This is a genomic window from Mangrovibacter phragmitis, assembly GCF_001655675.1.
GTDB lineage: Bacteria > Pseudomonadota > Gammaproteobacteria > Enterobacterales > Enterobacteriaceae > Mangrovibacter > Mangrovibacter phragmitis.
Genome location: NZ_LYRP01000008.1, coordinates 1 through 26,379, shown reverse-complemented (window position 1 = coordinate 26,379; position 26,379 = coordinate 1). Strand labels below are relative to the sequence as shown.

Sequence of the window (26,379 nt, the reverse complement as noted above, 5' to 3'; positions counted from 1 at the left end):
GTTACTCCTTCTCTTTACCTGGCAGCCCCAAACGTTGGCCCTGATAAGAACCATCCAGCACCTGCTGCCACCACGTTTTATGCGACAAATACCAGATAACCGTTTTGCGCATCCCACTTTCAAATGATTCCTGCGGAAGCCAACCCAGTTCCCGGGCAATTTTGGCTGCATCAATGGCATAACGCACATCGTGCCCTGGTCTGTCAGCAACAAATGTGATTAAGTCACGATAATGGCTGACACCAGTTGGTTTCTCTGGCACCAACTCTTCCAGAAGAGCACAAACCGTTTCGACCACTTCCAGATTCGTGCGCTCATTATGACCACCAATATTCCAGGTTTCACCGGTTTTACCCGTGGTTGCCACCAGGTAAAGTGCCCTGGCATGGTCATCAACATACAACCAGTCGCGAATCTGTTGCCCATCGCCATACACTGGCAGCGGTTTTCCAGCCAGGCCATTAAGAATGGTCAGCGGTATGAGTTTTTCCGGGAAATGATATGGGCCGTAGTTGTTAGAACAGTTAGTCACTATGACAGGCAGGCCATAAGTACGGGACCATGCACGCACCAGATGATCGCTGGCGGCTTTGGACGCACTGTAGGGGCTGCTGGGTGCATAAGGTGTTTGTTCGGTGAAGAAGCCGTTGCTGCCGTGCAGATCACCATAGACTTCATCGGTAGAAATATGGTGGAAACGGAATGCCTGCTTTTTAACCGGCTCCAGAGTTTGCCAGTAATGGCGTGCCGCTTCCAGCAAGGTATAAGTGCCAACAATATTGGTATCGATAAACGCAGCAGGACCATCAATAGAACGATCCACATGGCTTTCTGCAGCAAGGTGCATCACGACATCTGGCTGGTACGAATCCAGAATACGCGCCATCTCAGGTCCGTCGCCAATATCAGCCTGTTCAAATGCAAACCCCGGTAATGATGCAACCGGCGCCAGGGATGACAGGTTACCCGCATAAGTCAGTTTATCCACCACCACCACGGAATCACGGGTTTGTTCAAGAATATAACGCACCACGGCAGAGCCAATAAAACCTGCCCCTCCTGTCACCAACACTTTTTTCATCGCCAGACTCCTTTTGTATCCACCACCCAACGCTGTTTAATTGCCTCCGGAGCAATCGCGCAGAATGGGGCGTGATCCACTAACATAACCAGAATATCGGCATGTTTTAGTGCATCCTGAGTCTCTGTCAGTTGGCAATGAGCCAAACTGGCCGGTAACTGGTGAATGTTAGGCTCTACCACCAGGGTTGTTCCACTGTGCCACTCAGCAATTAACCGGGTGATTTCCATGGCCGGGCTTTCCCGCAAATCGTCGATATTAGGTTTAAATGCCAGGCCAAAACAGGCAATGGTGAGTTCACTGGCTTTGCGGCCACTCTCTACCAGGCAATCGGCCAGCGTCGCTTTCACCCGTTCAATGACCCAGTGTGGTTTGTAGTCGTTCACTTCGCGTGCTGTGCGAATCAGGCGTGCCTGCTGGGGATTTTGTGAAACAATAAACCAGGGATCCACCGCAATGCAGTGCCCACCGACACCAGGGCCGGGCTGCAAGATGTTCACGCGTGGGTGACGGTTAGCCAGGCGAATCAGTTCCCATACATTGATGTCCTGTTCGGCACAAATCAGTGACAGTTCGTTCGCAAACGCGATATTAACATCACGGAAACTGTTCTCAGTCAGTTTGCACATCTCGGCAGTGCGGGCATTCGTTACCACACACTCCCCTTCCAGGAAAATGTTATATAGTGCGCTGGCGCGGGTGGAGCATGTTGGTGTCATCCCACCAATTACGCGGTCATTTTTTATCAGTTCCACCATGACCTGGCCGGGTAACACGCGTTCCGGGCAATAGGCGATATTCACATCCGCCTTATCACCTGCCTGTTGTGGGAAAGTGAGATCAGGGCGCAGTGCTGCCAGCCATTGTGCCATTTGCTCGGTACTGCCTACCGGGGAGGTCGATTCCAGAATAACCAGCGCGCCTTTTTTCAATACCGGCGCAATGGATTCAGTTGCCGCTCTGACAAAGCGCATATCCGGTGCATGAGCATCCTGAAATGGTGTGGGAACCGCAATCAGGTAAGCATCCGCTTCAACCGGTACCTCTGATGCCCGTAAATAACCCTCCTGAACGGCCTGTTTTACTACGAGATCCAGTTCGGGTTCGACAATATGAATTTCCCCACGATTGATGGTGTCAACAGCATGCGCATTGATATCCACGCCAATAACCTGTTTCTGCCGTGAGGCAAATGCCGCCGCCGTGGGTAACCCAATATAGCCAAGACCAATCACGGATATGGTAGAAAAATTCATAATGTTACCTGGTTGTTTTTTAACGCGGTTAAAATACGCTGGCATGCCATGCCATCCCCATAAGGGTTATGCGCTTTGCTCATTTGCTGGTAAATAGCATCCTGTGTCAGCAACTGTGTAACAGCAGCAACGATATTGCTTTTATTCGTTCCCACTAACCTCACTGTTCCGGCATCAATCGCTTCAGGGCGCTCAGTGGTATCGCGCATCACTAAGACCGGTTTACCCAGTGAAGGTGCCTCCTCCTGAATCCCCCCTGAATCAGTCAGGATGAGCCAGGCGTGGTTCATCAGCCATACGAAAGGCAAATAATCCTGAGGTTCAATCAGCGCCACGTTTTCAACATGCCCCAGAATTCGGGTAACGGGTTCACTGACGTTAGGGTTCAAATGCACAGGATAGACAATTTGCACATCAGGCCAGTTGGCAGCAATTTCCGCCAGTGCATGGCAAATCTGCTCAAACCCACGGCCAAAGCTTTCCCGACGATGCCCGGTTACCAGGATGGTTTTCTTGTCGTTATTGAGGAAGGGGTAGTGCTTTTCCATTCGTTGGCGCAAAGCGCTGTCCTGCAAAGCGCGATCACTGACTGACAGCAACGCGTCTATCACGGTATTCCCCGTTACAAAGATATGCCTGTCTGCCACATTTTCATGCAGCAGGTTTTGGCGGGCGTTATCTGTGGGGGCAAAGTGATAATGTGCCAGCCGGCCAGTTAATGTCCGGTTTGCTTCTTCCGGCCAGGGTGAGTAGAGATCCCCGGTACGTAACCCGGCCTCAACATGCCCTACGGGGATTCGCTGGTAAAATGCCGCCAGGCTGGTAGCCATGGTAGTGGTGGTGTCACCATGAACCAGAACCACATCAGGCTGATACGATATCAGGATGGGCTTTAACCCTTCCAGGATTCGACAAGTGATTTCAGTTAACCCCTGACCCGGTTGCATGATATTTAAATCATAATCCGGAGTGATTGAGAAAAGATGCAGCACCTGATCCAGCATCTCCCGATGCTGGGCGGTGACACAAACTTTTGACTCAAAAAAAGGGTCATTTCCCAGAGCATGGACCAAAGGAGCCATTTTGATAGCTTCAGGTCTTGTGCCAAAAACGGTTAAAACTTTCACGTTTATTCTCTTTCTTTGGGAGACTTTATAATGGTAGTTCGCTATGCCTTGCGGCGTGCCAGAGCCACTCCGGCCCCAACCAACGCACCAATAAAGCCCCACATTACTAATAAGAAAACACGCCGCGGACTGTCCCGTTTAACCGGTTCTTCCGGTGTTCTCAGATAGCGGTATGTTTGAAAGTTATTATCAAGTACTGGCCCCACCGCCAGCGTAGCCAGCATGGCGCGATTTTGCTCGTAATCCATATTGTAATCAGGCCCGGTTGCTTCCAGGTTTTCCAGTTGCGCTTTCAACAGGGGGCGCCCCAACATAAACAATTCAGAAGGCGGCAGTTCCTCAGCCGGTGAGGTAAGCTGGTTATGAGTAATATTTTGCTGCTCCGCTATCGCCAGCGCAGCCTGAATGTTATGCAGCTTGCGCTGATACACCGCTTTCGCCACTGCATCCTGGCGTTTAATTTGTGCCTGCATCTGTACGGTACGCGCCGCCCATGCACCTCTCAGCTCACCATTAAGATGATGAGCAGCACGCTGGCTGGCGAAAGCGATGTACTGCCGTAACAGGTTATTCGCTGATGGCGCATTTTCTGCCTCGAGGCGGGTACTGTCGTTAGTGTTATGTGCCGGGTCTGCAGGGATAAACTGGATATTATTAATCAGCTCATCCAGCAATACCGCATTATTATGACTGTTACTGGTCTGGCGCTGTTTGTAATAATCTGTCTGCAACCAAAATGCCCGCCGGGTATCCCAGGAAGACAACTGCATCACGAATTCTTTATAGGCCTCAGCCATTGGCGAAGGCTGGTCGGGCGAAATCAGTGATGATTTGATATCCAGGTTTTGCAAAAACTGCTGCTGAGAGTAGAAGCTGTTCAGCATATTGACTGTTGGCTGGTCCGTAATTGCGGTAGCACTCCACTCTTGTTTGGCAAGAAAGCTATAGACAAGCGCCAGCAACCCAAACAGCACGGCAACACCGGCAATCCATGCTTTTCCTGCCCACAGTGTGCGAAACAGTTCACGGATATCCAGCTGGTTATCCACCCCATATTGCTCATCAGTTGACTCTTGTCTCATTGTTTTCCCGAAAATTATTTGGTTAACGTTGGATTACGGTGAGAGCTACGACGAATACGCCGTTTGACACGTTTGATGAAACGCACAACTTTCCATGCTCGTTTTATACAGTAGCCGTACAGCAGAAAGGCAGGCAAAAAGCACATCAACATGCCCCATTCTGGCATCAGTTGGAAATACTCGCACAGCACGCCAAAAGTGGCTAACAAGGCTGCCGCCAGGGTAATCAGGACAAATGCCTGACGGGATGAAAAACCGGCCCGCATTATCAGGTGATGAATATGCTGCCGATCAGGTGAAAAGGGGCTCATGCCTTTCCGGAGCCGACGGTACATAATGGCAACCATATCCATCAGCGGAATGGCAATTACCCACAACGCGGTGACCGGATTAATCGGTGGGTTCTCCCCCTGTGTGGTTTCCAGTAATATCCAGATAATGGTAAAACCAATCAGGGTACTGCCCGCATCGCCCATGAAAACTTTATAGCGACGCCCCAGTACACCCAGGTTGAGCAGAATGTAAGGCATAATGGCGGCAATCATGGCAAAGCACCACATTGCCAGGCTCACCTGGCCGTTAAACCACAGGATGATACCCAACGCGGCAAAAGAAACACTGGAAAGCCCGCCCAGCAGGCCATCAATACCATCAACCATGTTAAAGGCGTTGATAGCAGCCCACACTGCGAACAAAGTCAGAAAATAACCGAAGGGGCCAAGCTCCATTTCCCATGCGCCAAACACATGACCCAGGCTGCTCAGATACAAATTGCCCATAACCATTATGACAATGGCAATAGCGGCCTGAACAAAAGCGCGGAATTTCACGCTGATATCAAACCTGTCATCAAGTGCGCCGACCAGAACCAGAACACCCGAGCAGGTCAGATACAACTTTGCATGGGGGACGTAGTAAAGTGAATTAATGCTGGCGACAAGAAACGCCGCACAAATACCGACATAGACAGAGATACCACCGACTAAAGGGACGAGCCCCTGGTGCCGTTTTCGGTAGTTAGGACGGTCTACAAGACCAATCCGTTTTGCCATTTTTCTGGCAAAAAAGAGGAAAGCGAAAGTGAAGAAAAAGACACACAGGATGTCCGTACTCATACCGAGTAGATTCACGTTAAATAACTCTCTGCGCTACATGCACAAGCAAAGGGCACTATTGTAATACGCAAAAAATGTCGAAGGTATCCGAAATCCTCTTACTTCTTTTTGCTTCCACTGCCCGGATGTTACCAGCCTCAATGCTGGCGATGGAATTATAGCAGATAAAGAAAAACGCCACGTCAGTGCGTGGCGTTCCCCGAGTTAACCTGAAATTATGAGCGCTTCATCATGTCGAAGAACTCGTCATTGGTCTTCGTCATCGCCAGCTTGTTAATCAGGAACTCCATTGCGTCAATTTCCCCCATCGGGTGGATAATTTTACGCAGGATCCACATTTTCTGCAGTTCTTCAGAAGTGGTCAACAGCTCTTCTTTACGGGTACCGGAACGGTTGTAGTCGATTGCCGGGAAGACGCGTTTTTCCGCAATCTTACGGGACAAGTGCAGTTCCATGTTACCGGTGCCTTTAAATTCTTCGTAGATAACCTCGTCCATTTTGGACCCGGTATCAATCAGCGCAGTTGCGATAATTGTCAGGCTGCCGCCTTCTTCAACGTTACGCGCAGCACCGAAGAAACGTTTCGGGCGATGCAATGCATTCGCATCCACACCACCAGTCAGGACTTTACCTGAAGCCGGTACCACGGTGTTATAAGCACGCGCCAGACGGGTAATGGAATCGAGAAGAATGATAACGTCTTTTTTATGTTCAACCAGGCGTTTTGCTTTCTCAATCACCATTTCAGCAACCTGAACGTGGCGGGAGGCTGGTTCGTCAAACGTAGACGCGACCACTTCGCCTTTTACCAGACGCTGCATTTCGGTTACTTCTTCCGGACGTTCGTCAATCAGCAGAACCATCAGCACGCAATCAGGGTGGTTATAAGCAATGCTCTGAGCAATATTCTGCAGCAGCATTGTTTTCCCCGCTTTTGGCGGAGCCACAATCAAACCACGCTGGCCACGGCCAATCGGGGAAGCCAGATCCAGCACACGAGCGGTGAGGTCTTCTGTTGAACCGTTACCGCGCTCCATACGCAAACGTGAGTTGGCGTGCAGTGGAGTAAGGTTTTCAAACAGAATTTTGCTACGTGCGTTTTCTGGCTTGTCGTAGTTAACTTCGTTAACTTTCAGCAGCGCGAAATAGCGTTCACCTTCTTTCGGCGGACGAATCTTACCTGAGATAGTGTCCCCGGTACGGAGGTTGAAACGGCGGATTTGGCTGGGAGAAACGTAGATGTCATCAGGACCGGCGAGGTAGGAGCTGTCTGCAGAACGGAGGAAACCGAAACCATCCTGCAATATCTCCAGTACACCGTCACCAAAGATATCTTCCCCACTTTTCGCATGTTGCTTGAGAATAGCGAAGATGATGTCCTGTTTGCGCATACGGGCAAGGTTTTCCAGCCCCATATTTTCGCCGAGAGTAATCAGCTCAGAAACCGGCGTATTCTTTAATTCGGTAAGATTCATAGTGGTGGGTTCTTAAACTCGGGGTAAATCTCGAACTTAGTATCATGAAATGGTATGGAAGGGTTCATCCATGCCTGTTAACAGTTGCCGCTTATGTCTGACCGCTGCCTGGTTGAGGAAAAACACAGAACTGATTCGATAAGACGGAATAAGGGGACAACCCTGAATAAATTACTTAGCTTACAAAAAACGCTTAATACAGAATTTGCAAGGCTTTAGGGATAATACAAGATTCAAACGAAAGACATGTTCAAAAGAAGTTAGCCATAACTTAGCACGACAAATGCCGGGCGTCCAGCAGTCCACAACATTTATGGAAAACTGGATGCGCCGGCAAGGCAAAATTATGCCAGGTTTGCGTCCAGAAATTCTTTCAGCTGACCTTTAGACAATGCGCCAACTTTCGTCGCAGCGACTTCACCGTTTTTGAACAACAGCAGGGTCGGAATACCACGGATACCGTATTTCGGAGCCGTGCCTGGGTTCTGATCGATGTTCAGTTTGGCAACAGTCAGCTTGCCCTGATACTCATCTGCAACTTCATCCAGAATCGGGGCGATCATTTTACAAGGACCACACCATTCTGCCCAAAAGTCAACCAGAACTAACCCATCAGCTTTTAGCACATCCGTGTCGAAACTGTCGTCGGTCAGGTGAATAATTTTATCGCTCATGTTTTACTCCACAAGATTATGCCTGGGTGGTTGGTGTAGCATTAACCAACACAAAGGTTGACTTTATTTCACCGGATACGCTTTCGTAAAGCAATAGTTAGCTGATATTCTATCACCCTTATGAGCAAAACACATTTAACCGAACAGAAGTTTTCCGACTTCGCCCTGCACCCTCAGGTGGTAGAAGCCCTTGAAAAAAAAGGGTTCTATAACTGCACGCCTATTCAGGCACTGGCACTTCCGCTGACTTTAGCCGGGCGGGATGTTGCGGGGCAGGCGCAAACCGGTACAGGCAAAACGATGGCGTTTTTAACGTCAACGTTTCATTTTTTACTCTCTCATCCTGCACCAGAAGGTCGCCAGACTAACCAGCCGCGCGCATTAATTATGGCGCCAACGCGTGAACTGGCGGTGCAGATTCACTCTGATGCGGAACCACTCGCTGCGGCAACTGGCCTCAAAATGGGCCTGGCTTATGGTGGTGATGGTTATGATAAACAGCTCAAAGTGCTGGAACAGGGTGTTGATATTCTGATTGGCACAACCGGTCGTCTTATCGACTACGCCAAACAGAATCACATCAATCTGGGTGCGATTCAGGTGGTGGTGCTGGATGAAGCGGATCGTATGTACGATCTTGGCTTTATCAAAGATATACGCTGGTTGTTCCGCCGTATGCCGGCTGCCACGGAACGTCTCAATATGTTGTTCTCAGCAACCTTATCTTACCGGGTGCGTGAACTGGCATTTGAGCAAATGAACAATGCTGAATATGTCGAAGTGGAACCGGAACAGAAAACCGGTCACCGCATTAAAGAAGAACTGTTCTACCCGTCCAATGAAGAAAAAATGCGTCTGCTCCAGACACTGATTGAAGAAGAGTGGCCGGAACGCGCAATTATTTTCGCTAACACCAAACACCGTTGCGAAGAAATCTGGGGGCATCTTGCCGCCGATGGTCACCGTGTCGGTTTACTGACTGGCGACGTCGCACAGAAAAAACGCCTGCGCATTCTGGACGAGTTCACGCGTGGTGATCTGGACATCCTGGTTGCCACCGATGTCGCCGCTCGCGGTTTGCACATCCCGGCGGTTACTCATGTGTTCAATTATGACTTACCGGACGATTGCGAAGACTATGTGCATCGCATTGGCCGTACCGGGCGTGCTGGCGCCAGTGGGCACTCCATCAGTCTTGCCTGTGAAGAGTACGCGCTGAACCTGCCTGCAATTGAAACGTACATTGGTCACTCAATTCCGGTGAGCAAATACAACCCGGATGCACTGTTATCTGAATTGCCGCCACCAAAACGTTTAACCCGCCCGCGTCCAAACGGCCAACGCCGTGGTGGTGCGCCGCGTAACCGCCGTCGTCAGGGTTAAACTATGCGCAGCCCAACCTCACTCTATGCCGCTATTGATCTGGGTTCTAACAGTTTCCATATGCTGGTCATACGCGAGGTGGCTGGCAGCATTCAAACGCTATCCCGCATCAAACGTAAAGTCCGTCTTGCTGCTGGCCTGAACAGCAATAATGCGCTTTCTCAGGAAGCGATGGAACGGGGATGGCAGTGCCTGAAATTGTTCGCTGAACGTCTGCAGGATATTCCAGGTACGCAAATCAGGGCTGTAGCCACCGCAACCTTGCGGCTGGCAACCAATGCCGGTGAATTTATTCATCAGGCGGAACAGATCCTGGGTTGCCCGGTTCAGGTTATCAGTGGTGAAGAAGAAGCCCGGCTGATTTACCAGGGTGTGGCACATACTACAGGCGGCGCAGATCAACGCCTGGTTGTAGATATTGGTGGAGCCAGTACTGAACTGGTTACTGGCAGCGGTGCACAGGCCACATCATTATTCAGCTTGTCGATGGGCTGTGTCACCTGGCTGGAACGGTATTTCACCGACAGAGTTCTTGCCAGGGAAAACTTTGATGCTGCAGAGCAGGCAGCCAGCGAAGTCCTCCAGCCCGTTATTGGTGAATTGCGGCGTCATGGGTGGAAAGCCTGTGTCGGGGCTTCAGGCACGGTTCAGGCTCTTCAGGAAATCATGATGGCGCAGGGCATGGATGAGCGTATTACGCTAAACAAACTCCAGCAGCTAAAGCAACGCGCCATTTTGTGTGGCCGCCTTGAAGAACTGGAGATTGAAGGGCTGACGCTGGAACGCGCACTGGTTTTCCCCAGTGGCCTTGCCATCCTGATTGCCATATTTAAAGCCCTGGACGTAGACTGTATGACGCTTGCTGGCGGCGCACTACGTGAAGGCCTGGTATACGGTATGTTGCACCTTACCGTTGATCAGGATATCCGCCAGCGTACACTGCGCAACATTCAACGCCGCTTTATGATTGATTCAGAGCAGGCGGATCGTGTCGCGGCACTCTCTGGGCAGTTTTTCGACCAGGTCGCAGCGCACTGGGCATTAACCCCTTTAGATCGCGATTTATTGCACAGCGCCTGCCTGTTGCATGAAATTGGCTTAAGCGTGGATTTCAAACGTGCACCACAGCATGGCGCATATCTGGTTCGCAACCTTGATTTGCCTGGCTTTACGCCAGCACAGAAAACGTTGCTGGCAACACTACTGCTCAACCAGACAAACCCAGTTGACCTTTCAACACTGAGCCAACAAAACGCCATCGCCCCGCGTGATGCAGAACGGCTATGCCGCCTGCTACGTCTGGCCATTATTTTCGCCGGGCGGCGGCAGGATGGATCCCTTTCAGGCATTCAGCTTGCCGTAAACCAGGATGCGCTGGCAATCCACCTGCCAGACGGGTGGCTGGCAGCACACCCACTGTGCGCTGAATTACTCGAGCAAGAAGAACACTGGCAAAGCTATGTTCACTGGCAACTAACGCTTAATTAATTGCCTTTTTCGCGCGCTTTTGCCAGTTGTGCTTTCAGGTGGGCCAGGTGACCCTGGCCTTTTTGCATACGCTCCTGAGCACTGACAACCTTACGCTCCGTTTCCCATTGCAAATCATCCTGCGGCAGTTCGAGTAAAAAACGGCTCGGCTCAGGACGAATCAATTCCCCAAATTGCCTGCGCTCCCGGCACAACGTAAAAAACAGCTCTTTCTGTGCACGGGTAATCCCGACATAGGCCAGACGGCGTTCTTCATCGATATTATCTTCATCAATACTGCTCTGGTGAGGTAATAATCCTTCTTCCATGCCAACAAGAAAAACATAAGGAAATTCAAGACCTTTTGACGCATGTAGTGTCATAAGCTGAACCTGATCCTGCTCATCTTCACTTTCGCCACGCTCCATCATGTCACGCAGGGTGAAGCGTGTAACCACCTGGGTCAATGTCATTGGCTCTTCGATATCAGAGCCTTCGAGCATTTCCGTCATCCAGGTAAATAACTGGTTCACGTTTTTCATGCGCATTTCTGCAGCTTTTGGGCTGGGCGAGGTTTCATATAGCCAGCTTTCGTAATCCATACCATGGATCAGGTCACGTACCGCCACGACCGGTTCGCGCTCCACCTTACGCATCACATCATCCAGCCAGTGGGTAAAACGCCCCAGTGCTTCACGACCACGCCCTGACAGGGTTTGCTCCAGGCCGAGATCGAAACTGGCCGCAAAAAGACTCTTGTTACGAACTGTTGCCCACTCACCCAGCTTTTGTAATGTAGCCGGCCCAATTTCACGCCGTGGCGTATTCACAATGCGCAAAAAAGCGCTGTCATCATCCGGGTTGGTTAGTACGCGCAAGTATGCCAGCAAGTCTTTAATTTCCGGGCGTGAGAAAAACGATGTGCCACCGGAAATTTTGTAAGGAATACGGTTTTGCATCAGTAGCTTTTCAAATACCCGCGACTGATGGTTCCCACGGTATAAAATTGAGTAGTCTTTATACCCGGTCTTATTAATAAAATGGTGAGCGATAAGCTCGCCCACTACTCGTTCTGCCTCATGGTCTTCGTTATTAGCGGTAATAACCTTCAGCTCCGGGCCGTAACCCAGCTCTGAAAACAGACGTTTTTCAAAAACATGTGGATTATTGGCAATGAGAATATTCGCTGCCTTCAGAATTCGCCCGGAAGAGCGGTAATTTTGCTCCAGCTTAATAACCTGAAGTGCCGGAAAGTCTTTGCTGAGCAGAACCAGATTTTGTGGGCGGGCACCACGCCAGGAGTAAATCGACTGGTCATCATCGCCCACAACAGTAAAACGGGCACGGTTACCCACCAGTAATTTGACCAGTTCATACTGGCTGGTGTTGGTATCCTGATATTCATCCACCAGCAAATAACGAATACGGTTTTGCCAGCGTTCCCGCACTTGTTCATTGCGTTTAAGTAACAGTGTTGGCAGTAAAATCAGGTCATCAAAATCAAGTACATTACAGGCTTTCAAATGGGTATCGTACAGGCTGTAACAGTGCGCGAAAATGCGGTCACGCTCTCCCCGGGCCTGGGCCTGTGCATCTGCCGGGCTCATCAGGTCATTTTTCCAGTTGGAGATAGTGGCAATCAGTTGCTGCAGAACCGTTTTATCTTCTTCAATCAGGCCCTGGGTGAGCTCTTTTAACAGCCCGGTCTGGTCAGTATCGTCAAACAACGAAAAGTTCGCTTTCATGCCCAACGCAGCATACTCACGCTTAATAATTTCAAGGCCAAGCGTATGGAACGTTGAAATCATTAAACCCCGTGCTTCTTTACGCCCCAATGTTTGTGCCACACGTTCTTTCATTTCACGGGCAGCTTTATTAGTAAAGGTGACAGCCGCAATATGCCGGGCCTGGTAACCACAGCCACGGATCAGATGAGCAATTTTATTCGTGATAACACGAGTCTTACCAGAACCAGCACCGGCCAACACCAGGCAGGGGCCTGTAACAAATTCGACGGCTTGTTGTTGGCTGGAATTTAAACGCATGTCTGAAGCTCACCTGGCTAATGGGGAAAAGGATTGTAGCAGAAAGCAGCGGCAGGATTTACCGCGAACTGGAAGGATAATGGTAAAGTAGCCCTAAGTATCTTACTCACCGGGGAAATAAATATGGCCCGCACGGCGGCAGCACTACACATTCTGGTCAGGACTGAGGCAAAAGCCCGGGAGATCATGGAAAAACTGGAGAAAGGGGCAAAATTCGACCAACTGGCTAAACGTTTTTCAACCTGCCCTTCTGGCCGCAACGGCGGGAATCTGGGCGAATTTGCCAAAGGAGCCATGGTTGGGCCGTTTGATAAAGCAGTCTTCAGTTGCCCACTGCTCAAGCCTTATGGCCCGGTAAAAACCCGCTTTGGTTACCATATTATTAAGGTGTTATACCGCCGGTAATATAACAACGCCCCGGCGGGTGCCGGGGCGTGACAGGCTACTCAGGCGCAACTGAATTAGCCAGCAACAGCGATACGTTTCATATCCGTCATGTAGCTACGCAGTTTCTTACCAACCACTTCGATTGGGTGGTTGCGGACTGCTTCGTTAACATCACGCAGTTGCGCGTTGTCAACGCTACCAGCCGCAATCGCTTTACCCAGGTCACCCGGTTGCAGAGTCGTCATAAACTCTTTCAGCAACGGAACAGCAGCATTGGCAAACAGGTAGTTACCATACTCAGCAGTATCGGAAATTACCACGTTCATTTCATACAGGCGCTTACGTGCAATGGTGTTGGCAATCAGCGGCAGTTCATGCAGTGATTCATAGTAAGCAGACTCTTCGATAATGCCTGAAGACACCATGGTTTCAAATGCCAGTTCAACCCCGGCTTTCACCATGGCAATCATCAGCACGCCATTGTCGAAGTACTCTTGTTCAGCGATTTTGCCTTCAAACTGCGGTGCAGTTTCAAATGCAGTTTGGCCGGTTTCTTCACGCCAGGTCAGCAGATTTTTATCGTCGTTAGCCCAGTCAGCCATCATCACACGAGAGAACTCGCCAGAAATGATGTCATCCATGTGTTTCTGGAACAGCGGAGCCATGATGGTTTTCATTTGCTCAGACAGTGCGAACGCACGCAGTTTCGCAGGGTTAGACAAACGGTCCATCATCAGAGTGATGCCACCCTGCTTCAGCGCTTCTGTCACTGTTTCCCAACCGAACTGAATCAGTTTTTCTGCGTACGCCGGGTCGGTGCCTTCGGCAACCAGTTTGTCAAAGCACAGCAATGAACCCGCCTGCAGCATACCGCACAGAATAGTCTGCTCACCCATCAGGTCAGATTTCACTTCAGCCACAAAAGAAGACTCCAGAACACCAGCGCGATGGCCGCCAGTACCTGCAGCCCAGGCTTTCGCGATTGCCATACCTTCACCTTTCGGGTCGTTTTCCGGGTGAACGGCTATCAGGGTCGGAACACCAAAACCACGTTTGTATTCTTCACGCACTTCAGTACCCGGGCATTTCGGCGCAACCATCACTACGGTGATGTCCTGGCGAATTTTCTCACCCACTTCCACCACGTTGAAGCCATGAGAATAGCCGAGCGCAGCACCTTGTTTCATCAACGGCTGCACAGCCTGAACAACTGAAGAGTGCTGTTTGTCCGGAGTCAGGTTAATCACCAGATCAGCCTGCGGGATCAAATCTTCGTAGGTCCCAACTTTAAAACCGTTTTCAGTCGCTTTACGCCATGAAGCACGTTTTTCAGCAATGGCTGCTGCACGCAGTGCATAAGACACATCCAGACCGGAGTCACGCATGTTCAGGCCCTGGTTCAGACCCTGAGCGCCACAGCCGATGATCACAATTTTTTTGCCTTTCAGGAAGCTGGCTTCATCAGCAAATTCATCGCGGCCCATAAAGCGGCATTTACCCAGTTGTGCCAGTTGCTGGCGCAGGTTCAGTGTATTGAAATAATTAGCCATCGTGTTGCTCCATCGGTGTGGTGTTGTGCGTTTTATTCTGCTCGCGTGTGCTATAAGCATGGCGAATGATGCACTCACTATATGTCAGGAAATGCGTTGCTTAAATTGATATATTAACAACGTCACGTTGCATTATCTGCAATATCAACTTTCCGGGAGATAAGCGTATGGATTTACGCGATCTGAAAACGTTTTTACACCTGGCAGAAAGCCGCCATTTTGGCCGTAGCGCCCGGGCGATGCATGTCAGCCCCTCGACATTGTCACGCCAGATCCAACGCCTGGAAGAAGATTTAGGCCAGCCGCTGTTTATCCGTGACAATCGCACAGTACAATTAACCGAAGCGGGTGAAGAGCTGCGTCAGTTTGCTCAGCAAACATTGTTGCAATACCAGCAGTTGCGCCATGCCATTGACCAGAAAGGGCCATCGTTATCGGGTGAGTTGCATTTATTCTGCTCTGTCACTGCCGCATACAGCCATTTACCGCCCATACTTGACCGCTTTCGGGCTGAGCACCCTTCCGTTGAAATTAAACTCACGACCGGCGACGCCGCAGATGCAGTAGAAAAAGTGGTATCTGGCGAGGCAGACCTTGCTATTGCTGGCAAGCCGGAGCATCTCCCGGCGGCGGTAGCATTTTCGATTCTGGAACATCTTCCTGTCGCGCTGATAGCACCCGCTTTGCCTTGTCCGGTACGTAATCAGGTGAGTGCCGAAGAACCTGACTGGAGCACAATACCGTTCATTCTGCCCGACCAGGGACCGGTACGTCGCCGTATTGAATTATGGTTTCGCCGCCAGAAAGTGAGTAACCCGGCTATTTATGCCACGGTTGGCGGGCATGAAGCGATGGTCTCCATGGTTGCTCTGGGTTGTGGTGTTGCTCTTATCCCGGAAGTGGTACTGGATAACAGCCCGGAACCGGTTCGCAACCGGGTGATGATTCTGGACCGGAGTGATGAAAAAACCCCGTTTGAACTGGGTGTGTGCGTACAAAAAAAGCGGCTGCATGAGCCGCTTGTTGAAGCATTCTGGAAAATACTGCCGGGCAACTAACCTGCCAGGAAAAACCGAAAAGCCGGGTTATTGGTTTCGTTATGGCAATCATAGCCCAGTTCATGTAACCGGCTTTCAAAATCCGGTTCATGGCTGCCCAGTTCAAACGCCGCCAGCACACGCCCAAAATCCGTGCCGTGGCTGCGGTAGTGGAACAGGGAAATATTCCAGTGCGTGCCTAATGTATGCAGGAATTTCAGCAATGCACCAGGTGATTCCGGAAATTCAAAACTGTACAGGCGCTCCTGTAAAGGCTGAGATGGGCGGCCACCAACCATATAACGAACATGGAGTTTCGCCATTTCGTCATCTGACAAATCCACTACGCCATAACCGCCCTGTGTCAGAAGGTTAATTATCTCCTGGCGTTCTTCCAGCCCCCGGCTGAGCCTGACACCAACAAAAATACAGGCTTCTTTGGCATCCGCGTAACGGTAATTAAATTCAGTTACCGCACGCCCTCCCAGTAACTGGCAAAATTTAAGGAAACTGCCTTTCTCTTCCGGAATAGTGACAGCAAGCAATGCTTCACGCTGTTCACCCAGTTCACAACGTTCAGACACATAACGCAGCCCATGGAAGTTGACGTTAGCCCCCGAAAGGATATGTGCCAGGCGCTCCCCCCGGATACCATGCTGTTGCACGTACTTCTTCATCCCTGCCAGCGCCAGTGCACCAGAGGGTTCTGCCACAGCACGCACGTCTTCAAACAAATCTTTCATTGCGGCGCAAATGGCATCGCTGTCGACAGTGACAATATCGTCAAGATAAGTCTGGCACAGGCGGAAGGTTTCATCGCCAATGCGCTTAACTGCCACACCTTCAGCAAACAAGCCTACCCGGGGTAAATCCACCGGGTGCCCCGCATCCAGCGCCGCTTTCAGGCAGGCTGAATCTTCGGACTCAACGGCAATCACTTTAATTTGCGGCATCAGTTGTTTAATCAACACGGCAACACCAGCAGCCAGACCGCCCCCGCCAACCGGAACAAATATCCGGTCGATATGGGCATCCTGCTGCAGCAGTTCCATTGCCAGAGTACCTTGCCCGGCAATTACAGCCGGGTGATCAAACGGAGGCACATAGGTGAAGCCTTGCTGTTCAGAAAGCGCAATGGCCTTTGCTTTCGCTTCATCAAAGTTAGCACCAAACAACAGCACCTCGCCGCCAAAACTGCGCACTGCATCCACTTTGATGTCAGCCGTCGTCACTGGCATCACAATCAATGATTTGATCCCAAGACGCGTGGAGGACAACGCAACCCCTTGCGCATGATTACCCGCAGAGGCGGTAATCACACCATGGGACTTCTGCTCTTCCGTCAGGCTGGCGATCATGGTGTAAGCGCCACGCAGCTTAAAGCTGTGCACGGGTTGCCGGTCTTCACGCTTAACCAGAACCACGTTATCCAGCCGGGCGGAGATTTTATCCATTTTCTGTAATGGAGTGACCTGAGCCACTTCATACACAGGTGCTCGCAGTACTGCGCGCAGATATTCTGCTCCCCCAGGATTTGCTGACAGGGGCTGCGATTCAGACATGATCAGCCCCCCAGTTTGCTTTTATCACGAACAGCGCCTTTGTCGGCACTGGTGGCCAGGCTGGCATATGCTCGTAACGCGAAGGACACCTGGCGGTCACGGGATCGCGGTGTCCACGCCTGTGAGCCACGCGCTTCCTGTGCTTCACGGCGGGTAGCCAGCACCTGGTCAGTGACATCCAGTTGGATACTACGCTGGGGGATATCGATAGCAATCATATCGCCATCTTCAATCAACCCAATGTTCCCGCCATTCGCAGCTTCCGGAGAAACGTGCCCAATTGACAGACCAGAAGTGCCGCCAGAAAAACGCCCATCAGTGATCAGCGCACAGGCTTTACCCAGCCCCATCGATTTCAGGAAACTGGTGGGATACAACATTTCCTGCATCCCCGGGCCACCTTTAGGCCCTTCATAACGGATAACCACAACGTCACCCGCCACAACTTTACCGCCAAGAATCGCTTCTACGGCATCGTCCTGGCTTTCGTACACTTTAGCCGGGCCACGGAATACCAGACTTCCTTCATCCACACCCGCCGTTTTCACAATGCAGCCATTTTCAGCGAAATTGCCATACAGCACGGCTAACCCGCCATCCTGGCTATAGGCATGTTCGCGGGAGCGAATGCAGCCATTTTCACGGTCGGTATCCAGGCTGTCCCAGCGGCAGGACTGTGAAAATGCCTGCGTGGTACGAATACCTGCAGGGCCTGCGGTATACATTGATTTTACAGCATCATCTTGTGTCGCCATCACATCATAAGCAGCCAGCGCGTCGCTCAGTGTGCCACCAAGAATGTTATTCACACCAGTGTGCAGTAGGCCAGCTCTGTCCAGCTCACCCAAAATACCCATTACACCACCTGCGCGGTGTACATCTTCCATATGATATTTCTGCGTACTGGGTGCCACTTTGCACAGTTGAGGTACTTTGCGGGATAACCGGTCGATATCTTCCATGGTGAAATCAACTTCCGCTTCCTGCGCCGCCGCCAATAAGTGCAATACGGTGTTAGTAGAACCCCCCATCGCAATATCCAGCGTCATTGCGTTCTCAAAAGCCGCTTTGCTGGCAATGTTACGCGGCAGCGCGCTTTCGTCGTCCTGTTCGTAGTAACGCTTCGTCAGCGCAACAATACGTTTACCGGCATTAACAAACAGCTCTTTACGATCAGAGTGGGTAGCCAGCAATGAGCCATTACCTGGCTGAGATAACCCCAGCGCTTCGGTCAGGCAGTTCATTGAGTTGGCAGTAAACATGCCAGAACAGGAGCCACAGGTCGGGCAGGCAGAGCGTTCAACCTGCTCGCTTTGTTCATCGCTCACATTCGGGTTACCGCCCTGGATCATGGCATCAATCAAGTCCAGCTTGATGATTTGATCAGACAGTTTGGTTTTCCCGGCTTCCATGGGGCCACCAGAAACGAAAATAACAGGAATATTCAGGCGCAAGGATGCCATTAACATCCCCGGGGTGATTTTATCGCAGTTAGAGATACACACCATGGCATCGGCACAGTGTGCATTCACCATGTATTCGACAGAATCCGCGATAAGTTCGCGCGATGGCAGAGAATAAAGCATGCCCCCGTGCCCCATGGCGATACCGTCATCCACGGCAATGGTGTTGAATTCTTTTGCCACACCACCAGCCGCTTCGATTTGCTCAGCAACCAGTTTACCCAGGTCGCGCAAATGAACGTGGCCAGGCACAAATTGAGTAAAAGAGTTCACCACCGCAATAATCGGTTTGCCGAAATCTGAGTCGGTCATTCCGGTTGCGCGCCACAGTGCGCGGGCTCCAGCCATATTACGGCCATGAGTTGTGGTGGCAGAACGATACTTAGGCATGCTTTATTCACTCCAGTCTGTATATTTTCCCGGCCGGGGAACGGCTGGCCGGGACATCTTTTGTTGTGTTGTGCAATTACGGGTTAACGGGATCCAACCAGCCCCATTTATCTTCGGTTTCACCCGTAAACAGGCCAAAAAATGCCTGCTGAATACGTTTGGTGACCGGGCCGCAACGGCCTGCACCAACCTGGATACCATCAACACTACGCACAGGGGTAATTTCAGCAGCGGTACCCGACATAAAGACTTCGTCAGCAAGGTACAGGGATTCGCGGGAAAGTACCTGCTCACGGACTTCAATACCCAGCTCTTTCGCCAGTTTAATAATGGCATCACGCGTAATGCCTGGCAGTGCAGACGAAGTGAATGGCGGAGTGAACAGAATGCCCTCTTTGACTTCAAACAAGTTTTCACCCGCACCTTCTGACAGATAACCATTTACATCCAGTGCAATCCCTTCCTGGTAACCGTGACGGCGTGCTTCGCTGCCAACCAACAGAGAAGAAAGGTAGTTACCACCAGCTTTAGCCGCTGTAGGGATGGTATTTGCAGCAGCACGGTTCCATGAGGAAACCATCGCATCAATACCCTGATCAAGCGCTTCCGCACCCAGGTAAGCCCCCCATGGAAACGCTGCAATGATGACGTCGGTAGAATAGCCATCTGGCGGATTCACGCCCATACCAACATCACCGACAAAAATCAGCGGACGAATATAGGCGCTGGTCAGGTTGTTTTTACGCAGCACCTGGCGGCAGGCTTCCATCAGTTCATCAATACTCTGGGAAACCGGGAAACGATAGATTTTTGCTGAATCATGCAAACGTTGCATGTGTTCACGATGACGGAACACTACCGGCCCTTTGTGAGAATCGTAGCAACGGATACCTTCAAATACAGAAGTACCGTAGTGGAGTGCGTGAGACATCACATGCACTTTCGCTTCACCCCAGGGAACCATCTCGCCATTGAACCAAATGTAGTCAGCTTTTTTCGTCGTCATTGTTCTTCCTTTTACGCTCATGCGCGTATTTGTTGTGATGTTGGCTGCTGGTAAGCGACATAAGCGACATCAACCAGCTTGCTTAATTGACTAAACAGTAATTCGACTGGCCGTGGGCTGGCAACGGTCAATTCGATATTAATTTCATCCGGGTTGGCAGATGATGCCATATTCATCGCACACACCTGAAAACCACGGTGACGGACAACGCGTAAGACACGCTCCAGCGTTTCCGGACGAAAACGGGCCTGTACAGCTAACTGATGTTGCATCATGACAATTTCTCCAGCATTTGTGAGTTGCTGGCACCAGGTGGTACCAGAGGCCAGACGTTTTCGTATTCATCGATGGAAACGTGAAGCAGGTAAGGCCCGTCACTGTTCAGTAGCGCGTCTAAGGCTGCTTCGACCTGGTCTTTACGGGTAATTTTCTGGCCTGGAATGCCAAAGGCGCTGGCCAGCGTGAGGAAATCGGGGTTATCGGTGAGAGTGGTTTCGCTATAACGTTCAGAGAAGAATAATTGCTGCCATTGCCGAACCATACCTAATCGCTGGTTATCCAGCAAAACGATTTTCAAAGGTAACTGTTTTCGTTTTACTGTACCCAGTTCCTGAACATTCATCATGAAAGACCCATCACCTGAGATACAGATAACGGTATCATCGGGGCGGGCGACCTGCGCGCCCACCGCCGCCGGTAAACCAAACCCCATGGTACCCAGCCCACTTGATGTGATGAAGTTTTCAGGCCGGGTGAATCCCATGTGTTGCGCCGCCCACATCTGGTGCTGACCTACATCAGTTGTCACCACGCTGTTAGTCGGTTTGCGTTCAGATAATTGTTTGAGCAACAACGGGGCATAAATAGCCTCGCCTGGATGGTCATATCGCCATGGATGAGTATCACGCAATACACGCACCTGGTGCTGCCAGTCATGGATTTCGAGAGCTTGCTGTAAAGCAGGTAAAACCTGGTTCAGGTCGCCACACAAAGAAACATGCGCCTGGCGCAATTTGTTCATCTCTGCCGGATCGATATCTAAATGAATCACACTGGCATGGGGAGCAAAAGTGTTTAATTTCCCTGTGACACGATCATCAAAACGGGCGCCAACCGCAATCAACAAATCACACTCCTGCACAGCAAGATTTGCTGCTTTGGTTCCGTGCATGCCCAGCATACCGAGATAAAGTGGATCTGCCGGGTCCACTGCGCCCAAACCTTTTAACGTGACGACAGCAGGAATCCCGGTGCTTGCCATAAACTCCCGTAAAGTTGGCACTGCCTGCGCCATGCCAACGCCGCCACCGACATACAACATTGGTTTGTGAGAAGACAGCATCATATCACGCGCCTGGGCGATATCCGCCTCACTGTAGTCGGCCACAGGTTCTTCAACACTTGCCAGCCAGGGCTCTGGTTCCCCTACCGCTAACTGAATATCTTTGGGGATATCCACAAGCACAGGGCCCGGCCGGCCGCTATTGGCCACCTCAAATGCTTCAGCAATTACACGAGGTAACTCTTCCAGGGATTCAACAAGGAAGCTGTGTTTGGTGCAGGCCAGAGATAAACCCAGGACATCCACTTCCTGAAAGGCATCGGTACCAATTAACGGCGCTGCCACCTGGCCAGTGATTGCTACGACTGGAACGGAGTCCAGTAACGCATCAGCCAGGCCAGTTATCAGATTAGTGGCACCGGGCCCGGAAGTGGCAATACAGACTCCGGTTTTCCCCGTTGCACGGGCATATCCAATCGCAGCCATCGCAGCACCTTGCTCATGCCGGCACAAGAGGTGTTCCACGCCGCCGTCATACAATGCATCGTATACCGGCATGATTGCCCCGCCAGGGTAACCGAAAACGGTGTTAACCCCCTGTGTCCGCAAAGCATGTACTACCCAATGTGCGCCATTCATAGTTAGTTCCCCGTCTCACTATTACAGAAACAGGATTTTATGCTGCTACGCATTTTCTGTTCCTTTTTGTCATTGCATCAGTTAATAAAAAACCCCCGGACCTTTCGGTGCGGGGGTTTTCGAGATTCAGGCTTGATTTTTAAGCCATTCTTCGCCGATGTGCAGCCCCGCACGGTGGAATAATAATCACCACCACGCTAATCACGACAAGGCTAATCACTCGTAGAAGGGCTGTCATTTTATGTTCGATCTTGTATCTCGCTCGAAGTAATACCTAAAGAGTTACCATAGATAGCTTATCTGTGACAAGATTTTTTTATATTTAATTTTTGAAGCAGATGGCAAATTCTTAACAAACATCTTGTTTTCAATGAAAAAAATAATCACTGAAATTATTTCACTAAAAATGACTGAGACAGCACATGGTAATAAAAAATGATTCCTGCGTACCACGCTGAAAATTTTTGCAACGATAGCATCCTCCCCTGAATAGTTTTCAGAGTCTGTCGCAGTAATGGTTAATTGCTATCGTGTGCCCACCAGTAGGCAGGCACAATACCCGGCAAGGAGAAAATCATGTCACTATCCATTGTCTTCACTCGTGCAGCTCTGGGTATCACCGCGCCGTTGATAACAGTGGAAGTACATATCAGCGCCGGGTTACCAGGATTAACTATCGTCGGGCTACCAGAAACAACGGTTAAAGAAGCCCGCGACCGGGTTCGTTCAGCATTAATCAATAGCGGATATACGTTTCCTGCCCGCAAGGTGACAATTAATTTAGCTCCAGCGGATTTACCCAAAGAAGGTGGGCGATATGACCTGCCTATTGCTGTTGCTTTGCTGGCCGCATCAGGCCAACTTTCAGCCAGTCGTCTGCCAGAATTCGAATTTGTTGGTGAACTGGCTCTTACCGGGAACCTGAGAGGTGTACCTGGTGCAATTTCCTGCGCACGAGAAGCACAGCAGTGTGGCAGGCAACTCATTGTGGCCCGAGATAATGCAGAAGAAGTCGGATTGATTGATCCTGAAAGTAGCCTGATCGCCGATCATTTGCAGCAGGTTTGCGCATTTCTGGAAAAACAACAAACGCTGGACTCACCCCCCATTCTCACCGAAATCCCTCCTGAGATTACATGCGATTTGGCCGATATTATTGGTCAGCAGCAAGGCAAAAGAGCACTTGAGATAACGGCTGCTGGCGGACACAATTTATTATTACTTGGCCCTCCCGGCACCGGAAAAACTATGCTGGCATCACGGCTTAATGGCCTGTTACCGCCATTAAGCGATTCAGAGGCACTTGAAAGTGCTGCAATTACCAGCCTGGTTTCTCCTCTCATGCTACAAAGGAAATGGCGTCAAAGGCCATTCAGGGCGCCTCATCACAGCGCATCTCTCACATCAATGGTGGGAGGAGGCAGTATTCCCCTGCCCGGAGAGGTCTCCCTTGCGCACAATGGTGTCTTGTTTCTGGATGAATTGCCCGAGTTTGAAAGGCGGGTACTGGATGCGCTACGGGAACCTATTGAATCAGGGGAAATTCACATATCGCGCACACGAGCAAAATTAACCTACCCGGCACGTTTTCAACTTATTGCCGCTATGAACCCAAGCCCGACAGGCCACTATGAAGGCAGGCATAACCGCAGCACTCCGGATCAGGTACTTAAATATCTCAGCCGGTTATCTGGCCCATTTATCGACCGCTTTGATTTAACGCTGGAGATCCCGCTGCTTCCCCCCGGTTCATTGAGTAAACCAGAAAGAGGCACAGAAACAACAGACCAGGTGCGAGAAAGGGTCCTGCATGCCAGACAACGCCAGCATTCACGCCAGCAAAAAATTAATGCGCATTTATCTAATCAGGAGATCCGCCAATATTGTCCGTTACAACCTCAGGATGCTGTCTGGCTTGAGGAGACACTGCATAAACTGGGGTTATCCATTCGTGCATGGCAACGACTGATTAAAGTTGCGAGAACAATTGCTGATCTTGAGCAGGCTACGGATATTGGCCGCACGCATCTGTTGGAGGCATTGAGTTATCGGGCAATGGACAGACTGCTGTTACGTTTGCAAAGACAGGTAGGCTAAACAATACAAGCAGCGAAGTAGAACAACTGGGCCGGGCAAAGACACCGTCTTTACAATGGTGGCCAACCCACTACGGGTACAAACACTACGGGTACAAAAAAGGAGCCGAAGCTCCTTTTTATTAATCATCACTGTCTGAATAGTCTTCCACACTATCCATCTGCGGTTTGCCGCCGGACAAAGTGTGGAAGCGCTTTGGACGCTTAATCCGTGTGACATACTTAGCCCATACACGTTCAGCTTCAGTGGCTGGCGCACGTTCGCCACGGCACACAGCAACAAACTGTTTCTCTTCTTCCGTAACGGGCTCACGCTTGCCGATATCCAGCTCATTAAACGCATAACCAAAACGTTCCAGTATCTGCGCTTCCTTGATGGTGAAATCACCATGGCGTGAAAAACCACGTGGGTAGTATTTGTTGTCGAAAAACCGATTAGTCGTCGTAAAGCTTTCCGCCATCCTGCACGCTCCTAATTCTTTTGTCAGGCTATTTATGGCGCGGAGTATTAGTTACGCTTGACAGAGTGTAAAACAAAACATTTAAATCATAACGACAAAAATTTTTTTACGAGGTGAGTGTGGATACAGAATTGCTGAAAACATTTCTGGAAGTGAGCAAAACAAGACATTTTGGCAGAGCGGCTGAAGCACTCTATTTAACTCAATCAGCTGTGAGTTTTCGCATCAGGCAACTTGAAAATCAGTTAGGCGTAAACCTGTTTACCCGGCACCGCAATAATATTCGTCTGACCAGTGCAGGTGAGCGTTTATTACCCTATGCTGAGAATCTGATGAACACTTGGCTCGCGGCTAAAAAAGATGTTGCCCATACTTCTAATCATAATGAAATATCAATTGGCGCAAGCGCTGCACTCTGGGAATGTATGCTGGGCCCCTGGCTTGCCAGTATTTATGCTTTACACCCCGGAATACAACTGGAAGCAAGAATCGCTCAGCGTCAGTCACTGGTTAAGCAAGTACATGAGCGGCAGCTCGATCTGCTGGTAACGACAGAACCGCCTAAAATGGACGAGTTTGTCAGCCAGCAGTTGCTGACTTTTGATCTTAACCTGTTCTGCGCCACGCCGTCGAAACACCACAGTGAACTGAACTATTTACGGCTGGAGTGGGGGCCCGATTTCCAGCATCACAATGCAGAAAAAGCTTCTGTAGAAGGTACACCAGTGCTAACCACCACTTCGGCTAACATCACCCGCTCTTTGTTGAAAACACTGGATGGCTATACCTGGCTACCGGTCCGATGGGCTCAAACCATGCCAGATCTGAGTGTGGTTGCTCACAGTAAGCCCATCCAACGGCCTTTATATGCTATCTGGTTGCAAAATAGCGATAAACAGCAGCAAATACATGATCTGTTGAGAAATCCCTTTCCTGGCCATGAATGACCGGAGGGATGAGAGATGTGAGTCATTTGCTTACAGAAATTGCTCAGATGACGATTATCGTATGTCTGAGCAAAATGGGCGAGTAAACAGGACTGGGATGGCAAATTTTGGACAAAAAAAATCCTTAGCCTGAGCTAAGGATGTTTTCTGGCAGGGGCGGAGGGACTCGAACCCCCAACACCCGGTTTTGGAGACCGGTGCTCTACCAATTGAACTACGCCCCTAAATAGGGTGGCGGAACGGACGGGACTCGAACCCGCGACCCCCTGCGTGACAGGCAGGTATTCTAACCAACTGAACTACCGCTCCACCGAATTTTTCTGCAACAGCCATTACAATGGCTTATTACTTTTTCTTTCCACACCCGCATGATGCAGATGCTTAAATTGAAGCCTGGCAGTTCCCTACTCTCGCATGGGGAGACCCCACACTACCATCGGCGCTACGGCGTTTCACTTCTGAGTTCGGCATGGGGTCAGGTGGGACCACCGCGCTCTTGCCGCCAGGCAGATTCTGTTTCATTCACCGCCTCACGGCCATGAATCTTAATCCGTYAACAGGCTGAAAATTTCGTCTCTCTCACACCAAAACATCTTTGGCGTTGTAAGGTTAAGCCTCACGGTTCATTAGTACCGGTTAGCTCAACGCATCGCTGCGCTTACACACCCGGCCTATCAACGTCGTCGTCTTCAACGTTCCTTCAGGACCCTTAAAGAGTCAGGGAGAACTCATCTCGGGGCAAGTTTCGTGCTTAGATGCTTTCAGCACTTATCTCTTCCGCATGTAGCTACCGGGCAGTGCCATTGGCATGACAACCCGAACACCAGTGATGCGTCCACTCCGGTCCTCTCGTA

The 26,379-nt window shown here is 50.5% G+C and carries 22 protein-coding genes, 2 tRNA genes and 2 rRNA genes; 6 read left to right on the top strand and 20 right to left on the bottom strand.

From position 1 onward, the window contains the following. Position 1 precedes the first annotated feature (1 nt). The 7 genes from rffG to trxA all read right to left on the bottom strand — a co-directional run bounded on the left by rffG (position 2) and on the right by trxA (position 7,810). Complete coding sequence (gene rffG, locus A9B99_RS09255) at positions 2 to 1,081, bottom strand: dTDP-glucose 4,6-dehydratase (protein WP_064596864.1); 1,080 nt, start codon at positions 1,079 to 1,081, stop codon at positions 2 to 4. Further along, positions 1,078 to 2,337, bottom strand: coding sequence for a UDP-N-acetyl-D-mannosamine dehydrogenase (gene wecC / locus A9B99_RS09250; RefSeq protein WP_064596863.1), 1,260 nt, complete (start codon positions 2,335 to 2,337; stop codon positions 1,078 to 1,080). The genes rffG and wecC overlap by 4 nt, the downstream gene beginning before the upstream one ends. Beyond that, a complete protein-coding gene (wecB, locus tag A9B99_RS09245; RefSeq protein ID WP_074388786.1) occupies positions 2,334 to 3,464 on the bottom strand; it encodes a non-hydrolyzing UDP-N-acetylglucosamine 2-epimerase in 1,131 nt (376 codons plus the stop codon). The genes wecC and wecB overlap by 4 nt, the downstream gene beginning before the upstream one ends. Positions 3,465 to 3,505: 41 nt before the next feature. After that, on the bottom strand, positions 3,506 to 4,546 hold the full coding sequence (wzzE, locus tag A9B99_RS09240) for an ECA polysaccharide chain length modulation protein (RefSeq protein ID WP_064596859.1): 1,041 nt from the start codon (positions 4,544 to 4,546) through the stop codon (positions 3,506 to 3,508). A gap of 14 nt (positions 4,547 to 4,560) precedes the next feature. Then, positions 4,561 to 5,676: a UDP-N-acetylglucosamine--undecaprenyl-phosphate N-acetylglucosaminephosphotransferase gene (gene wecA, locus A9B99_RS09235; RefSeq protein WP_064596858.1), complete on the bottom strand. Its 1,116-nt coding sequence runs from the start codon at positions 5,674 to 5,676 to the stop codon at positions 4,561 to 4,563. A 200-nt stretch (positions 5,677 to 5,876) separates the two neighbouring features. After that, a complete protein-coding gene (gene rho, locus A9B99_RS09230) occupies positions 5,877 to 7,136 on the bottom strand; it encodes a transcription termination factor Rho (protein ID WP_012886501.1) in 1,260 nt (419 codons plus the stop codon). A 344-nt stretch (positions 7,137 to 7,480) separates the two neighbouring features. Beyond that, positions 7,481 to 7,810, bottom strand: coding sequence for a thioredoxin TrxA (trxA, locus tag A9B99_RS09225; protein ID WP_036115406.1), 330 nt, complete (start codon positions 7,808 to 7,810; stop codon positions 7,481 to 7,483). A gap of 120 nt (positions 7,811 to 7,930) precedes the next feature. On the opposite strand from trxA, the gene rhlB reads away from it, so the two are divergent. Both rhlB and gppA read left to right on the top strand, forming a co-directional pair. Further along, positions 7,931 to 9,193, top strand: coding sequence for an ATP-dependent RNA helicase RhlB (gene rhlB, locus A9B99_RS09220; protein WP_064596856.1), 1,263 nt, complete (start codon positions 7,931 to 7,933; stop codon positions 9,191 to 9,193). 3 nt (positions 9,194 to 9,196) lie between these two features. Then, positions 9,197 to 10,681: a guanosine-5'-triphosphate,3'-diphosphate diphosphatase gene (gppA, locus tag A9B99_RS09215; protein ID WP_064596854.1), complete on the top strand. Its 1,485-nt coding sequence runs from the start codon at positions 9,197 to 9,199 to the stop codon at positions 10,679 to 10,681. Here the strand turns inward: gppA and rep are convergent. Continuing rightward, positions 10,678 to 12,705 (bottom strand): DNA helicase Rep, encoded by a 2,028-nt coding sequence (rep, locus tag A9B99_RS09210; protein ID WP_064596851.1) that lies wholly within the window; start codon positions 12,703 to 12,705, stop codon positions 10,678 to 10,680. The genes gppA and rep overlap by 4 nt on opposite strands. A gap of 123 nt (positions 12,706 to 12,828) precedes the next feature. On the opposite strand from rep, the gene ppiC reads away from it, so the two are divergent. After that, positions 12,829 to 13,110: a peptidylprolyl isomerase PpiC gene (gene ppiC / locus A9B99_RS09205; protein ID WP_064596849.1), complete on the top strand. Its 282-nt coding sequence runs from the start codon at positions 12,829 to 12,831 to the stop codon at positions 13,108 to 13,110. Positions 13,111 to 13,166: 56 nt separating this feature from the next. On the opposite strand, the gene ilvC is transcribed toward ppiC, so the two are convergent. Next, positions 13,167 to 14,642 (bottom strand): ketol-acid reductoisomerase, encoded by a 1,476-nt coding sequence (gene ilvC / locus A9B99_RS09200; protein ID WP_064596847.1) that lies wholly within the window; start codon positions 14,640 to 14,642, stop codon positions 13,167 to 13,169. A gap of 167 nt (positions 14,643 to 14,809) precedes the next feature. Here ilvC and ilvY point away from each other — a divergent pair, with 167 nt between their 5' ends. Then, positions 14,810 to 15,700, top strand: a complete 891-nt coding sequence (gene ilvY, locus A9B99_RS09195) for an HTH-type transcriptional activator IlvY (protein ID WP_036115389.1) — start codon at positions 14,810 to 14,812, stop codon at positions 15,698 to 15,700. Here the strand turns inward: ilvY and ilvA are convergent. The 6 genes from ilvA to ilvL form a co-directional block, all read right to left on the bottom strand. Continuing rightward, positions 15,697 to 17,241: a threonine ammonia-lyase, biosynthetic gene (ilvA, locus tag A9B99_RS09190; RefSeq protein ID WP_064596845.1), complete on the bottom strand. Its 1,545-nt coding sequence runs from the start codon at positions 17,239 to 17,241 to the stop codon at positions 15,697 to 15,699. The genes ilvY and ilvA overlap by 4 nt on opposite strands. A gap of 2 nt (positions 17,242 to 17,243) precedes the next feature. Beyond that, positions 17,244 to 19,094 carry a dihydroxy-acid dehydratase gene (ilvD, locus tag A9B99_RS09185; RefSeq protein ID WP_064596843.1) on the bottom strand — a complete coding sequence of 617 codons (1,851 nt, stop codon included), beginning with the start codon at positions 19,092 to 19,094 and terminating at the stop codon, positions 17,244 to 17,246. A gap of 76 nt (positions 19,095 to 19,170) precedes the next feature. Then, complete coding sequence (gene ilvE, locus A9B99_RS09180; protein ID WP_064596841.1) at positions 19,171 to 20,100, bottom strand: branched-chain-amino-acid transaminase; 930 nt, start codon at positions 20,098 to 20,100, stop codon at positions 19,171 to 19,173. A 17-nt stretch (positions 20,101 to 20,117) separates the two neighbouring features. Beyond that, positions 20,118 to 20,375 carry an acetolactate synthase 2 small subunit gene (gene ilvM, locus A9B99_RS09175; RefSeq protein WP_064596839.1) on the bottom strand — a complete coding sequence of 86 codons (258 nt, stop codon included), beginning with the start codon at positions 20,373 to 20,375 and terminating at the stop codon, positions 20,118 to 20,120. Then, positions 20,372 to 22,021, bottom strand: a complete 1,650-nt coding sequence (ilvG, locus tag A9B99_RS09170; RefSeq protein WP_064596837.1) for an acetolactate synthase 2 catalytic subunit — start codon at positions 22,019 to 22,021, stop codon at positions 20,372 to 20,374. Before ilvG ends, ilvM begins: the two co-directional genes overlap by 4 nt. A 139-nt stretch (positions 22,022 to 22,160) precedes the next feature. Further along, positions 22,161 to 22,259, bottom strand: a complete 99-nt coding sequence (ilvL, locus tag A9B99_RS23165) for an ilv operon leader peptide (RefSeq protein ID WP_074388785.1) — start codon at positions 22,257 to 22,259, stop codon at positions 22,161 to 22,163. 338 nt (positions 22,260 to 22,597) lie between these two features. Between ilvL and A9B99_RS09165 the strand changes: the two genes are divergently transcribed. Continuing rightward, on the top strand, positions 22,598 to 24,118 hold the full coding sequence (locus A9B99_RS09165) for a YifB family Mg chelatase-like AAA ATPase (RefSeq protein ID WP_064596835.1): 1,521 nt from the start codon (positions 22,598 to 22,600) through the stop codon (positions 24,116 to 24,118). A gap of 121 nt (positions 24,119 to 24,239) precedes the next feature. Here A9B99_RS09165 and A9B99_RS09160 read toward each other — a convergent pair whose 3' ends face one another. Beyond that, positions 24,240 to 24,578 carry a MaoP family protein gene (locus tag A9B99_RS09160; protein WP_064596833.1) on the bottom strand — a complete coding sequence of 113 codons (339 nt, stop codon included), beginning with the start codon at positions 24,576 to 24,578 and terminating at the stop codon, positions 24,240 to 24,242. Between the two features lie 119 nt (positions 24,579 to 24,697). On the opposite strand from A9B99_RS09160, the gene hdfR reads away from it, so the two are divergent. Further along, positions 24,698 to 25,525 (top strand): HTH-type transcriptional regulator HdfR, encoded by an 828-nt coding sequence (hdfR, locus tag A9B99_RS09155; protein WP_064596831.1) that lies wholly within the window; start codon positions 24,698 to 24,700, stop codon positions 25,523 to 25,525. 148 nt (positions 25,526 to 25,673) lie between these two features. Here the strand turns inward: hdfR and A9B99_RS09150 are convergent. The 4 genes from A9B99_RS09150 to A9B99_RS09135 form a co-directional block, all read right to left on the bottom strand. Further along, positions 25,674 to 25,749 (bottom strand) — tRNA-Trp (locus tag A9B99_RS09150). Positions 25,750 to 25,757: 8 nt separating this feature from the next. Beyond that, a tRNA-Asp gene (locus A9B99_RS09145) sits at positions 25,758 to 25,834 on the bottom strand. 82 nt (positions 25,835 to 25,916) lie between these two features. Beyond that, positions 25,917 to 26,032 (bottom strand): 5S ribosomal RNA (gene rrf / locus A9B99_RS09140). 98 nt (positions 26,033 to 26,130) lie between these two features. Next, a 23S ribosomal RNA gene (locus A9B99_RS09135) occupies positions 26,131 to 26,379 on the bottom strand; the annotation flags it as partial.

What these genes read in the sequence shown, in the direction of transcription:
- rep (WP_064596851.1), bottom strand. Translation starts at nt 12,705, where the DNA reads ATGCGTTTAAATTCCAGCCAACAACAAGCCGTCGAATTTGTTACAGGC.
- A9B99_RS09160 (WP_064596833.1), bottom strand. Translation starts at nt 24,578, where the DNA reads ATGGCGGAAAGCTTTACGACGACTAATCGGTTTTTCGACAACAAATAC.
- ppiC (WP_064596849.1), top strand. Translation starts at nt 12,829, where the DNA reads ATGGCCCGCACGGCGGCAGCACTACACATTCTGGTCAGGACTGAGGCA.
- ilvA (WP_064596845.1), bottom strand. Translation starts at nt 17,241, where the DNA reads ATGTCTGAATCGCAGCCCCTGTCAGCAAATCCTGGGGGAGCAGAATAT.
- rho (WP_012886501.1), bottom strand. Translation starts at nt 7,136, where the DNA reads ATGAATCTTACCGAATTAAAGAATACGCCGGTTTCTGAGCTGATTACT.
- ilvC (WP_064596847.1), bottom strand. Translation starts at nt 14,642, where the DNA reads ATGGCTAATTATTTCAATACACTGAACCTGCGCCAGCAACTGGCACAA.
- wecC (WP_064596863.1), bottom strand. Translation starts at nt 2,337, where the DNA reads ATGAATTTTTCTACCATATCCGTGATTGGTCTTGGCTATATTGGGTTA.
- rffG (WP_064596864.1), bottom strand. Translation starts at nt 1,081, where the DNA reads ATGAAAAAAGTGTTGGTGACAGGAGGGGCAGGTTTTATTGGCTCTGCC.
- gppA (WP_064596854.1), top strand. Translation starts at nt 9,197, where the DNA reads ATGCGCAGCCCAACCTCACTCTATGCCGCTATTGATCTGGGTTCTAAC.
- A9B99_RS09165 (WP_064596835.1), top strand. Translation starts at nt 22,598, where the DNA reads ATGTCACTATCCATTGTCTTCACTCGTGCAGCTCTGGGTATCACCGCG.
- ilvL (WP_074388785.1), bottom strand. Translation starts at nt 22,259, where the DNA reads ATGACAGCCCTTCTACGAGTGATTAGCCTTGTCGTGATTAGCGTGGTG.
- ilvD (WP_064596843.1), bottom strand. Translation starts at nt 19,094, where the DNA reads ATGCCTAAGTATCGTTCTGCCACCACAACTCATGGCCGTAATATGGCT.
- ilvM (WP_064596839.1), bottom strand. Translation starts at nt 20,375, where the DNA reads ATGATGCAACATCAGTTAGCTGTACAGGCCCGTTTTCGTCCGGAAACG.
- rhlB (WP_064596856.1), top strand. Translation starts at nt 7,931, where the DNA reads ATGAGCAAAACACATTTAACCGAACAGAAGTTTTCCGACTTCGCCCTG.
- wzzE (WP_064596859.1), bottom strand. Translation starts at nt 4,546, where the DNA reads ATGAGACAAGAGTCAACTGATGAGCAATATGGGGTGGATAACCAGCTG.
- trxA (WP_036115406.1), bottom strand. Translation starts at nt 7,810, where the DNA reads ATGAGCGATAAAATTATTCACCTGACCGACGACAGTTTCGACACGGAT.
- ilvY (WP_036115389.1), top strand. Translation starts at nt 14,810, where the DNA reads ATGGATTTACGCGATCTGAAAACGTTTTTACACCTGGCAGAAAGCCGC.
- ilvE (WP_064596841.1), bottom strand. Translation starts at nt 20,100, where the DNA reads ATGACGACGAAAAAAGCTGACTACATTTGGTTCAATGGCGAGATGGTT.
- ilvG (WP_064596837.1), bottom strand. Translation starts at nt 22,021, where the DNA reads ATGAATGGCGCACATTGGGTAGTACATGCTTTGCGGACACAGGGGGTT.